Annotated in this window: 12 protein-coding genes; 3 read left to right on the top strand and 9 right to left on the bottom strand. The window is 46.9% G+C overall.

Translation table 11 applies throughout. The features are described from left to right. Nucleotides 1–37: 37 nt before the first annotated feature. Nucleotides 38–355: a trp operon repressor gene (gene trpR, locus L4D12_RS22275; protein ID WP_428450027.1), complete on the top strand. Its 318-nt coding sequence runs from the start codon at nt 38–40 to the stop codon at nt 353–355. A gap of 99 nt (nt 356–454) precedes the next feature. Here trpR and yjjX read toward each other — a convergent pair whose 3' ends face one another. The 4 genes from yjjX to L4D12_RS22255 form a co-directional block, all read right to left on the bottom strand. Beyond that, on the bottom strand, nt 455–985 hold the full coding sequence (gene yjjX, locus L4D12_RS22270) for an inosine/xanthosine triphosphatase (RefSeq protein ID WP_428450026.1): 531 nt from the start codon (nt 983–985) through the stop codon (nt 455–457). A gap of 97 nt (nt 986–1,082) precedes the next feature. Beyond that, nucleotides 1,083–1,721, bottom strand: coding sequence for a helix-turn-helix domain-containing protein (locus L4D12_RS22265; RefSeq protein WP_428450025.1), 639 nt, complete (start codon nt 1,719–1,721; stop codon nt 1,083–1,085). Between the two features lie 594 nt (nt 1,722–2,315). After that, on the bottom strand, nt 2,316–3,422 hold the full coding sequence (locus L4D12_RS22260) for a M20/M25/M40 family metallo-hydrolase (RefSeq protein WP_428450024.1): 1,107 nt from the start codon (nt 3,420–3,422) through the stop codon (nt 2,316–2,318). Nucleotides 3,423–3,593: 171 nt separating this feature from the next. Continuing rightward, nucleotides 3,594–4,145 carry an NAD(P)H-dependent oxidoreductase gene (locus tag L4D12_RS22255; protein WP_428450023.1) on the bottom strand — a complete coding sequence of 184 codons (552 nt, stop codon included), beginning with the start codon at nt 4,143–4,145 and terminating at the stop codon, nt 3,594–3,596. A 254-nt stretch (nt 4,146–4,399) separates the two neighbouring features. Between L4D12_RS22255 and L4D12_RS22250 the strand changes: the two genes are divergently transcribed. After that, nucleotides 4,400–6,112 (top strand): class I SAM-dependent methyltransferase, encoded by a 1,713-nt coding sequence (locus L4D12_RS22250; protein ID WP_428450022.1) that lies wholly within the window; start codon nt 4,400–4,402, stop codon nt 6,110–6,112. A 17-nt stretch (nt 6,113–6,129) separates the two neighbouring features. Here the strand turns inward: L4D12_RS22250 and L4D12_RS22245 are convergent, their stop codons facing one another. The 5 genes from L4D12_RS22245 to L4D12_RS22225 form a co-directional block, all read right to left on the bottom strand. Next, nucleotides 6,130–8,085, bottom strand: a complete 1,956-nt coding sequence (locus L4D12_RS22245) for a DUF2075 domain-containing protein (RefSeq protein ID WP_428450021.1) — start codon at nt 8,083–8,085, stop codon at nt 6,130–6,132. After that, nucleotides 8,078–8,311 (bottom strand): helix-turn-helix domain-containing protein, encoded by a 234-nt coding sequence (locus L4D12_RS22240; protein WP_428450020.1) that lies wholly within the window; start codon nt 8,309–8,311, stop codon nt 8,078–8,080. Before L4D12_RS22240 ends, L4D12_RS22245 begins: the two co-directional genes overlap by 8 nt. Nucleotides 8,312–8,521: 210 nt before the next feature. Then, nucleotides 8,522–8,851: an SMR family transporter gene (locus L4D12_RS22235; protein ID WP_428450019.1), complete on the bottom strand. Its 330-nt coding sequence runs from the start codon at nt 8,849–8,851 to the stop codon at nt 8,522–8,524. 2 nt (nt 8,852–8,853) lie between these two features. Further along, nucleotides 8,854–9,231: an SMR family transporter gene (locus tag L4D12_RS22230; protein WP_428450018.1), complete on the bottom strand. Its 378-nt coding sequence runs from the start codon at nt 9,229–9,231 to the stop codon at nt 8,854–8,856. A 204-nt stretch (nt 9,232–9,435) separates the two neighbouring features. Continuing rightward, nucleotides 9,436–10,362: a LysR family transcriptional regulator gene (locus L4D12_RS22225; RefSeq protein ID WP_428450017.1), complete on the bottom strand. Its 927-nt coding sequence runs from the start codon at nt 10,360–10,362 to the stop codon at nt 9,436–9,438. Nucleotides 10,363–10,633: 271 nt separating this feature from the next. On the opposite strand from L4D12_RS22225, the gene L4D12_RS22220 reads away from it, so the two are divergent. Further along, nucleotides 10,634–10,837 carry a hypothetical protein gene (locus L4D12_RS22220; protein WP_428450016.1) on the top strand — a complete coding sequence of 68 codons (204 nt, stop codon included), beginning with the start codon at nt 10,634–10,636 and terminating at the stop codon, nt 10,835–10,837. Nucleotides 10,838–11,242 lie beyond the last annotated feature (405 nt).

Below are 11,242 nucleotides of genomic sequence, written 5' to 3'. Positions count from 1 at the left end.
TCAGTACTTGATAACGAGTACAGCAAAAGAGGATGACATGTCGGATATCCAGGAAACCCCGGAATTTACTGAGTGGCAACAGGTTCTTGATATTTTACGCCAGGCAACATCTGAGCAAAAAGAGGATGTGTTGCTAAGGTTATTACTGACCCCTGATGAACGCTCAGTATTGCTATCCCGTGTGAATATTTTGCATGAATTGCTCAATGGCGATCGTAGCCAGCGCAAGATCAGTGAACTGCTCGGGGTGGGGGTGGCAACCATCACTCGCGGGTCAAATGAGCTTAAACACCATGATGATGAGATCAAGGGGTGGTTATCTGGTTTATTGGATGAACAACGCCCGAGTCGTTAATTGTTTTTCGGTGTGAGGATAAACATACCCCTGATGTTAGTCAGGGGTATTTTTTTATCCGTTGTACATTCGCCGGGGTAAAGCGGATTTAGTGTGGTATTACTGCTGGGCGGTTGGAAACAAGCTCGGATTGATAAACGGGATCAATGCCAGGATCAGGGCTTGCTGGTACACCGAACTGCGGCTTAGTAGGTGGTTAGTCAGCATCGCAATAGCGCCGCCTTTTTGTTTAATGTTGGTCTGATTGAACATGTCGTCCATTACATCCCCGAGCTCTTGCCCCTGCTGTAGCTTCGCCAACGCCGCTGGTGGCAGCGGTAATGAGGCTGAACGGGCTTCGCCGCGCTGATCGCCACTCTCGATCACCATCCAGGCGAACGTTAATGCGCCATCCATCCCCGCTTCCAGACCGACATAGAAATCAGCATTCGGGTGAGCTTGTCGGGCGTTGACGACACGTGTACGTGCGCCGAGTAAGGTTTCATCTGCACACATAGGTTGATCACGGACACCGCTGACGACACTGATCCCCTGGATCTCAAAGGCATGATCAGGAAAGGCTTGGGTAAAAGCGGTTTCAACAGCAGAAATTTTAGCGGGATTGGTTGAAGCGACAATAATCGTTGGCATAGCGGTCATCCAGAATGAGAATGCCGGTTATTGTACGTTTTAGCGGCGTGTTGTCACGCCGCCATTTGAGCAGTTACAGCAAGCAGAGCAGATGGATTTAACGATCGTAAGCCCAGTCAGACTGAATGATGAAGCCGTGGATCTGGAATTCACCGTTGTTCACAAATAAATTCGGGAAATCAGGCTGAGAGGTTGAAAATACCACGCCATCTGCCAGTTGTGTCATGTGGTAGAAATCAGGCTCACTGCCGCGTACCGATGCAAATACTGGCTGCTTCGGACGGTAAGATGCCGTTTTGGTTGCCAGTGCATAGCTACCGATTGGCGCACAAAGGGCAATATTTTCATTATCAACCAGTAGGCCTAAGCACTCTTCACGCACCAGGTGTTGAGGGATCGCACGCTTGCTGACCACATCCACAGTGGCACCGTTGCTAAAAGACATAAAATCTTTGCGGTGGATGATTGGAATATAGGTGCTGGTTGTTCCTTGATCAGAGGCATTGTTAATGGTTGTTGTTGCTTGTGTACCGGTATCAACTTGGCCTGTGAGTAGGTAGCTGATTGAGGTGCTAAGCGATTCGGCAATCTTTTCTAATTCGCGAACTTCAATACCATATTTGCCTGATAGTTTACGGCTCATGGTACCTTGCTGAAGATCAAGGGCTTCACCGAGTTGTTTTTGGCTGATTCCCTGGATTTTTGCTAATCGCTTAATTCGCTCTAAATATTCCATACTGTTTGCTTCCTGCTTCAAAATTGGGTCGATGCTATATGCATTCGTAAAAGTCATATTGATTGTACTGATAACAACGAGAAAGGGATCCTTCGGGTATAAAAAATGCGATTGGTTACGGCATGGGAATATCGCGAATTTTACAGATGGGAAATAAATGGCACAAAATTTTAGAATCAAATTAAGCGAAATTTACGCGCCGACTTGAAGCAGGATCACCTTTTCATTTTTTGATAGATTTAACAGTAGTTTGTGTCATTATTGACGCTTTTATCAGTTTGTTATTTAACCTGTTGTTTTTAATGATTTTTATTTTTAACTATAGCAAAAAGAGAAACGCCATCAATCACGTCAATTGAGTGACAATCGAGTGGTGTTTTTTTGACGTTCATGTCAGTGCCAGCCCTGATTGGCCGCAAATTCGTCGACATAGCGTGAAGGTAAAGTCACCGTGTATACCTTAAATCGATATCGCAAAAAGGAATAGCACAAAAGGAGGTTCTAGAGGGGAATCTACGTTAAGCGATGATTATTGGGTGTTGCGGTAAAGCACAGCAATAAGCAGGGATCCCCCTGCTTATTGTCTAAAAATGCTTAACGGGTTAGATAGCAGTAGATGAACTGGCTGATTTCGGCCATATCTTCAACCTTGATAAACTCTTCCGTGGTGTGAACCTTTGACATCCCCGTAGACAGGTTAACCGTCTTCAGGCCCTTCGCATTAAAGATATTCGCATCGCTACCGCCGCCGGTTGACTTGGTCATTGCCTCAATGCCATTAGCCAAAAACGCCGCTTTAATGCCTTCAATCAGCGGATCGGTGCTCTCCACACCAAAGGCATTGTAAGCACGGGTTGACTCGATAGTGATTGCCGCGCCATGATTGTTGGCTGCCGCTTCGAAGGTCGCGACCATGTGATCAACCTGCGCTTGCAGTTTGTCGTCATTCAGTGAACGCGCTTCGGCTTCAAGGTAAAGCGAAGGCATCACGATATTGGTCGCCTGACCGCCTGTGACCACCCCGATATTGGCTGTGGTTTCATGATCGATGCGCGATAGCTTCATATTGTTGATCGCTTCTGCCGCCACCGTCAGGGCGTTGATCCCTTCCTCTGGCGCAAGACCGGCATGAGCTGGTTTACCGGTGATCGTCACCTTGAGGTTCTGCTGACCCGGTGCCGTGGTGATGATGGTGCCGATTGGGCCGCCACTATCAAGCACGATAGCTTGCTGTGACTCAACCTTGGTCATGTCGAAGGCTTGTGAGCCCAGCAGGCCGCCTTCTTCATACACGGTGAACGCCAGCTCGATGGTCTGGTGATCACGGTTATCAGCCTGAATAGTCCGTACTGCTTCCATGATGGCCGCAATACCGGACTTGTCATCGCCACCCAAAATAGTATCGCCTTTCGAGCGGATGATACCGTCTTCGATAACAGGCTCGATGCCATTGCCTGGGGTCACGGTATCCATGTGGCAGCTTAGCAAAATGCTACCGTCTAGCTTACCCGCCAGTTTGGCATAGATATTAAAGCCGTTAGACAGCGTTGCCGGTACGGGCAGCTTGTGCACCTCAAAGCCCAGCGCACCCAGCTGCTCAGCCAGTGTTTCAGCGATGGCTTTTTCGTTGCCCGACTCACTGTCGATTTTAACCAATTCAATAAAGTGTTCGACCAAACGGTCCTGATCAATCTTAGCCATGATAGCTCCTCCAAATTCCCCCCATCATAAGGAAATTGGCCGTGATTAATATGATCTGATCTGGAATTATTTAGTACCAATCACTATTAATTCAGGCTTGTTGGGCGAATTATACTAACGTGTTAATGAACTGTATGGCTTTGCCGGTGCGAACCGCCCCAGCGCAGCTCATTATGCGCGTGCGACCTGATAGGTGTTAACGGCATCAATCACGCGTGCGGCATGGGTCTGCGCCAGCACCAGCGTATTGGCTTTATCGCCGCCTTCTTCCGGTGTCGCGTTCATTTCAAAGGTAATAATGGTGTCGAGGATATTAATTTCCGCCGCGCGGAACGGGTGCTCGTATGCTACCTGATAGTGTTCAAATGGCAGAAAGTTAAACCCACTGGTGCTGTAAGACGCTTGCGTGGCACCGGCTGTGACAGAGAATAGCAATGGCTTATCTTTTAGCTTGCTACCGTCAGGACCAAAAGCAAACCCGTAGCTAAACACCTCATCGACCCATTTTTTCAATACCGCTGGGTAAGTGCTCCAGTAAAGGGGGAATTGCACCACGATCACATCGGCATCAAGCAGGCGCTGTTGCTCGGCGCGAATATCGCCGGCAAAGCCCGCCACCGAATGGATAGTCCACGGTGTCTGCGCGCGAAGATCGGCCAAAATCGTGGCGTTCGCCACCGACTGGGATAAATCAGGGTGGCCATTGATAACAAGTACGTTCATCACAGTATCCTTGAAGGTTGTCATCAGCTTGGGGACGTCGTCCAAGCCGATAAAAATAGGGGTTAACAGTAGTAGCACACTGTAGTGGTTATGCGCGGCGATTATATAGAGGCATAGGAGGAAGTGTGAGGAGATTTGTCTTTCCGCGAAAAATGAGCGGGATGAGCCATTTAACGTGAGACATAATATATCTTGTTTGCTAACGGGTTAGCGCTGCTCTATGATGCAATGAGTTTAATAATCGACCTGTCATTATGTCTGCAACGCTTTCATTTTACGAACAAAATGCCCCGAGTCTTTGCCAGCAATATCACTCACTCAGGTTTGAGGATGTTCACGCAAGTTGGCAACCGTATTGGCCGCACAGTGGCGATAGGGTGTTGGATGTCGGAGCTGGTTGTGGTCGTGATGCAAAGTGGATGGCGGCGCAAGGGTGTGACGTTATCGCACTAGAACCTTGCGATGGATTGCGCCAAGCCGGCCAAACCCATACCGATTCAACAGTCACCTGGCTTAACGATGCATTACCCGCCTTAACGAAAACGGAAAACCTCGGCATACGCTTTGATTGTATTGTGGTCAGTGCGGTATGGATGCACCTTGCCCCCAGTTACCGTGAACGTGCCTTTCGTAAATTATCGAACTTGTTAGCGGCCAATGGACGCTTGGTGATCACCTTGCGCCATGGTGAGTTTAATGACGCTCGCCAGTCTTTTGCAGTCTCGGTTGAAGAGCTCGAACAGCTAGCTAAAAACAGCGCCTTATTGGTACGCCATGTCAGTGATAGCGACGATGCCTTAAAGCGTGATGCGGTACAGTGGCAAACCGTGGTGATGAGCTTGCCTGACGATGGTTCCGGTGACTTGAACCGGGTACGCCATATTATTGTTAATGACAGCAAGTCCGCTACTTATAAGCTGGCTCTGTTGCGCACCTTGCTGCGTGTCGCAGATGCCCATGCGGGCGCAGTGATTGATCGTAGCGATGGTAAAATCGCGATCCCCGCAGGTTTGGTTGCCTTATATTGGATGCGTCAGTTCAAGCGCTTGCTGGATATTGATATTGACGGCAGCGGAGGCATTCAGCAAAGCTCAAATACCGCCAAAGGGCTAGGGTTCGTGAAAGAGGATGGCTGGAACCAACTTAAACATTTAGCCGCGGATGATCTGACCGTGGGGGCGATGTTCTTCGGCAAGGAAGCCAAAGCCTTGCAAAAAACGCTTTCTCACACGTTAGCCACTATCAAAAGTGGGCCGGTCACCTTTATTTATCAAGGTGACAAAACCAATCGCTTGTTTGAGATTGTGGCACCAAGCCAAAGACGGAAGACGCTTGACTCTTTGGTTATAGATAGTGACTTTCTGGCCAGTTTCGGTTGCTTTGTACTCGACGAAAGCTTGTGGGAGTGTTTCCGGTTGTACAACGCCTGGATAGAACCATTGGTCGTCAACCAGTGGATTTTGGAAATGCAGCGCTTTGAGTTAAACCGCGTCCGAAATATTGGCCTACAAACCTACCATGACTGTTTAGTGTGGATCGATAAAGATCATGATACCCGCGATGTACGCAAGCGGGTCACTGAACTCCAAAAGCAGGATATAGCCCTGCACAGTGTCTGGAGTGGCAGCAAACTGAAAGACACATTTCATGTCGATCATTGCCTGCCATTTGCTTACTGGCCGAATAACGATAAGTGGAATTTGCTACCCACAACCGCCAGTGAAAATCTCAAAAAGAGCGACAAAGTCCCCACCATTCATCGCCTGCAAGCGTCAAAACACCGTATTCTAGATTGGTGGCAACTCGCATGGGGTGAAGACGACGCGCGACAACACCGCTTCTTTTCTGAAGCGGCATTGTCACTGCCCAATATCCCCCCGCAATGCCAAGACTTCGAACACGTCTTCGAAGCCATGGGCCTACAAGTCCGCGGTGTGAAGAGCCGCCTGCTGGTGGGAGAGTGGTAAGCGTATTTGCTTCAGGTTTACAGTTCAGAAAAACCGCATTCGAGTAGGAATTTATAGGTTTCATTATAGTATTCGGGTAAGCGAGTTTGATCGTCGTAGCTTCCTTCGGGAAGATACAAAATCATTCCTTGTCTTGCCCGAGTAAGTAAAACGCGATAGGCATTTTCAAGGTAGCGGCGGTCTTCGTCTTTGTGCCTTTTTTGCCATTTAGAGCCTTTGAATCGCCAATGCTCAAAATGAGAACCATTGTAACGATAGTCAGCATCCCAACCGATTAAGCACCAGTCTAGCTCTAACCCCTGTACATCAAACTCGGTCGCGGTATCTTCTAAGAAGTGGCATGAACGAATATCGTCATGTGAGCCAAGGAACCAATTCACGGGGTCGAATTTATTTTTTACGTAAATGCCTTCCGCTTTTAAACGTATTCCATTTGACGACGCAAGTAATCCCGTACTTTCCATTCCACGAGATTGTGATTTTAGCCACAGCTTCGCTTTTTTAAGATCACGTGTGATGAGTAGTGGATATTTCTCTTTTAAGCTAAGTGATAGAGAGAATGCATCATCTTTTTTTCCTGCGATCACAAAATGAATGAAGCTAGAAAGCGCCTCGGCCCTAAACGATCGCATCGAAGTGGATAGATGTAAGCTATCTAGTCTATGTAAGTGGCTTAAATCTTTAGCGGTTAAGTGACCTGATACGTATTCACCGCTTAATAGTTGATCTGAGCAATAGACTTGCCAATGGGGGAAGTGGGCGTTTAAAGAAGACAGCCACCCTTCAAGTCCAGCTTCTCCGGTATTGATTTCTTGTCCACCACCGATAAGGGCGACAATGACAGCCCAGTCTTGATGCCGATCCATCACTTCGATAAGAAACTCTGGCTCTGATTTATTAAAATCAGGTTTGCTTCTTTTAGTTTGCATGAACTTAGAGGCTTGCTCTGCGTCCCAAGCTCGTTGGGCTTCATCGAATATAGCGACTTTCTCTGGAGGAATAGAACCATCTAAAGCTTCATCCCTGAACCGGTGAATATTCTGGATAAATTGTGATGTTTCCCGTCGAGCATCGATTTTCGTTATCCCGATTCTTTTTGATTTATCAATGGCTAAGGCTTCTTGAAGGACGGTTACAAGAGGGCCATTACCACTCAAAAATACGGAATACTCATCATCTTTCGGGTTTGAATGGGTATTGGCGATATTTAAGCCAACTAATGTCTTACCCGCTCCTGGTACACCTGTAACAAAGCAAATAACTTTTTGTTTTTCACTTTTTGCTTGATGAATGATATCGATAATTTGGTTGCTTGTGACGCCAAGATTTAAGGTATCAGCTTCACTTTTAGCAATATCTTCAACAGCGTGGTCGGCATATAGTGCCTGTGCCGCTTCAATAATGGTGGGAGTAGGAAGGTAGCCACTGTGCGCCCATTCTAATGCATCAAAAAGAGTATTAGGGTATTGATGAGCAATGCGCTCTAATAGCGATGATAAATCTTCGCCATTTGTACAAATCGGGTTTACGACTAAGTCATCGAATATTGTCAGAGTTAGCTCTGAATGTGGTGCTTTCGTTGATAATAGGAGCGGGACGATTGTTTTGGTGTGGCTTCCGCGATGGAAGTTTTTCAGATCTAAAGCGTATCCCAAACACTGTCTTAGATCTTCAGAATAATATGAATTAGCCCCAACTTTAAACTCAATGACAAAGACAATGCCACCTAAAATGATGATCACGTCAGCGCGTCGTCCCATCCGTGGAATTAAAAATTCAAAGAAAATGTAGCCGGTTCGGCATCTTAGTTTTGAAAGTTCTTTTTGTAATAGCTCTACTTGAGCAAACCAAGCTGATGTTTGTTGATGCTCGAGTTGTTGTGTATGTACTTTGGATAAAGTACCGATGATTTCTTCTTGGGCCGTAGAAATAAACGTCTCAATATCTGCTGAATAGAAAGCTCGATTACTCATCTGCAACCCCGACTTCAAAATTAAGAAGCTGAGAAGGAGGAGTGTTAAGCGCAGTAGCTAAACGGAAAATATTAACGAGGCTGACATTTCGCCGTCCACGTTCAATGCCACTGATATAAGTACGGTCAAGGCTACATCGTGCAGCAAGTTCTTCTTGGCTTAATTCACACTCTAGTCTGAGTGATTTTATATGGTTACCGAAGGGCTTTAGAATGTGTTCGTTCACTACAACAAATCCGTCTATGTATATGAACGCTATATTCGAACTGTGTAGACTTTGAGTCCACGGACTATGAGTCACATCGGTTTAATGGGTAGCATCTGATGTGTGGGTGGAACAGATACAAAAATGGGACACAGAAGGTGTCCCATTTCTAAATGTTTTGTAGGCTAGTACCTAGTGCTTGGTGTTGTGTAGTTTTAAAGGGGAAACCCATTAAGCCGTCTTCATTACAATCACCGCGGCAATGACAACAAAGATGCCAAACCAGCCTATCGGTTTCAGTTTTTGTTTAAACAGCAATGCCCCGCCAATCGCGGTACCTAAGATACCGATCGCGCCCCAAGAGGCATAAGCGATTGCCAAATCGATCTCTTTTACCGCTTGCGCCAGCAGGGTAAATGCCGCGAGTACCAAGACAATCGCGGTGATCCCCCATCCTTTGTGTTTAAACCCTTGGGAGCGAGTCAGCGCCATATTGGCAACGATATCGACCAACGCCGCCAGAACAACAAAGCCAAATGAAACCGTAAAAAATTGACTCATGATTATCCTCTCGTACTGGCTGGGTCGGTAGGTTCATCGTGTGGCGAAAGCGGAGGATGAGACTCACCCAAAGTGACACACACAATACCGACGATGGCGAGCGCTAAGCCAAAGAGCTCTTGCGTATTCAGGTTGGCATCAAACAGGAAGATCGATACCAGAGTAATCAAGGTGATCCCCAATCCTTCCCAGGTTGCATACGCTACACCGATGGCAATTTTCTTCGCGGCCAACGATAAAAAATAGTACGACACTGAAATCAGCACATACATCACAATGTAACCCCACCATGCACCGCTTTGCCCAATCAATGACATGGCACTGGTACCGACGACCTCAGCGAGAATGGCGAGTAATAAAAATAGGCGTGCTATGAGCATGATTTATCCTCTCCCCAAAATAAAAATATGAATAACGGAGAAGGACGAATATTAATGATGTTCTGTAACGCTGGAGAGCGCTACATGAATAAAAATCCGCCTTTCCCTGACTTTGTATGATTAAAGTAGCGTTTACTGGCAGAGTAAGACAGGCAATTGAGATATTCATTTTTGAATATCTCTAGCCGAAAGGGAGCCACTCTTTTACTCAAGGGGCGCGTTTAAGGTTTGTTGAACAACGTGGTGTAAATGTTGGTGTAGCGGGTGGTTACGGTAGGTTTGCAGATAGCCGCCAGAGACAACAAATTGGCTAAACTCACGGTTGACGATTGGCATCGGGTATGATGCTAACTCCTGCATCAGATGAGCGGTACCCTGACTGGCGTACATGATGGCATTTGTCTCTAGCAGCATCTGACACGCGACACGCAGGTTATAGGATTTCAGTAAGATCACGGGTTCATAACCCATGCGTCGATACTCTGATTCTACGGTGCACTGCGGCTTATACGATGCGGGTGCCGGCAACGACACCAAAGGGAGTTGAGATACGGTATCCCAGTCATTACGGTGAAGAGAAAGGGTGGGGTGATCTTTGCGAGCCAATATTACGCGTTTTTCAACAAACAGCGGGCGTAGATAGATATCTTTCGACAACTCGGTTTCTTGATCCAGAATGCAATAGTCGTGCACGCCTTCGAGCATTTCATCGTGGGAATAACCGTTCCAGCTAGAAAACGCCAAGGATGCCTTTGGGAAGGCTTGGTGGCAGCTTTTCAACAGCCGCTGCCCTTGTTCGTCCATAAGATAAGGATCCGTGACGATGGCAATCTGGCCTTGGTATTTCAGCGGATCAAATTCTTCAAACTCCAGCAGCACTTTTTCCAGAGGGCGCAGCATATTGTCAAACTCAGCGGCTAAACGAATCGCCATGGGTGACGGCTCTACCCCGTGAGCCTTTCGGACAAACAGCGGGTCGTCAAAGACCGCTTTAAGCTTCATGACCCCGCGACTGGCACTGGGTTGCGAAATCCCAAGCTGCATTGCCGCTAATTTGATGCTATGCGTTTCCACGACGGCTTTCAGTAAACGCATTAAATTGAGATCCAGCGCATCGAGCTGATATGCCATAGGCCACCTGTTATTGTTCGCTAAGCATCCACAAACTAGTCGACTTATCTTGTTATGTCGATGACTTTTGTAGGGTTTTTGATCTTAATAGCAAAACATTGACAGAACAGCACAAGGTGTAAATCCAGATTTGAAATCAACTGCGTGTTGATTCATACCATGCAGGCATGAATTTCATCAATCAGAGATATCAATTTTCAGGTAAGACAAAGTCACTTCACCTATGCTAACGTTTAGTAAAGAAACATTTCCTGGTTAAAAAGAATTTCATATGAATCAGAATCCATTACCAACGCTCACTGATGAACAAAAAATCCAGATTGAACAATGGGCGACAGAAAAGGTTATTTCAATGAACAGCGATCAATATCTATGTGATCGTATTGATGAAAAAGTATTGGAAATGGAAGAACACCTACAAGCCTACTTCCATGAACGCTTTCATTTTCATATGAAAAAGCACGAACAGAAGTAAACGCGTGAAGTAAAATACACGTCGTGTTACAGACATTTAAAGGCTGCCTTGTGCAGCCTTTTTTGTTTGCCCAGCGAAGCTGGCAAACCCGTCAGGTTGCAAGAAACCTGAATCACCCCGACTGAGGGGAAGATAATCCGAATCGCAAGGGCGTTGCTGGCCAACGGCAGGGTCTGAAGGAAGCGATAGGAAGTTAACAGTACACAACGAAAGTGAACCTGATTCGGCAGTCTAGGTGGGTAAGCGTGCAAAATAACGCAAAGCCCCATACTCAGTCAGACCTATGCTGTGCTTGAGGGTGGAATTGTTAACAGGGAGCCAGTGCAGTAACTGGGGAAGCCTGGCACCACATCCGGGCAAACGCCGGAAGCACCCGTATAAGGTGAAAGCCAAGACGCGTGTTGG

Origin of the sequence: Photobacterium nomapromontoriensis (assembly GCF_050336815.1) — a bacterium.
GTDB classification, from domain to species: Bacteria; Pseudomonadota; Gammaproteobacteria; order Enterobacterales; family Vibrionaceae; genus Photobacterium; species Photobacterium nomapromontoriensis.
This window is presented reverse-complemented; position numbering and strand designations above follow the sequence as displayed.

What these genes read in the sequence shown, in the direction of transcription:
- L4D12_RS22230 (WP_428450018.1), bottom strand. Translation starts at nt 9,231, where the DNA reads ATGCTCATAGCACGCCTATTTTTATTACTCGCCATTCTCGCTGAGGTC.
- trpR (WP_428450027.1), top strand. Translation starts at nt 38, where the DNA reads ATGTCGGATATCCAGGAAACCCCGGAATTTACTGAGTGGCAACAGGTT.
- L4D12_RS22265 (WP_428450025.1), bottom strand. Translation starts at nt 1,721, where the DNA reads ATGGAATATTTAGAGCGAATTAAGCGATTAGCAAAAATCCAGGGAATC.
- L4D12_RS22220 (WP_428450016.1), top strand. Translation starts at nt 10,634, where the DNA reads ATGAATCAGAATCCATTACCAACGCTCACTGATGAACAAAAAATCCAG.
- L4D12_RS22235 (WP_428450019.1), bottom strand. Translation starts at nt 8,851, where the DNA reads ATGAGTCAATTTTTTACGGTTTCATTTGGCTTTGTTGTTCTGGCGGCG.
- L4D12_RS22260 (WP_428450024.1), bottom strand. Translation starts at nt 3,422, where the DNA reads ATGGCTAAGATTGATCAGGACCGTTTGGTCGAACACTTTATTGAATTG.
- L4D12_RS22255 (WP_428450023.1), bottom strand. Translation starts at nt 4,145, where the DNA reads ATGAACGTACTTGTTATCAATGGCCACCCTGATTTATCCCAGTCGGTG.
- yjjX (WP_428450026.1), bottom strand. Translation starts at nt 985, where the DNA reads ATGCCAACGATTATTGTCGCTTCAACCAATCCCGCTAAAATTTCTGCT.
- L4D12_RS22225 (WP_428450017.1), bottom strand. Translation starts at nt 10,362, where the DNA reads ATGGCATATCAGCTCGATGCGCTGGATCTCAATTTAATGCGTTTACTG.
- L4D12_RS22245 (WP_428450021.1), bottom strand. Translation starts at nt 8,085, where the DNA reads ATGAGTAATCGAGCTTTCTATTCAGCAGATATTGAGACGTTTATTTCT.
- L4D12_RS22250 (WP_428450022.1), top strand. Translation starts at nt 4,400, where the DNA reads ATGTCTGCAACGCTTTCATTTTACGAACAAAATGCCCCGAGTCTTTGC.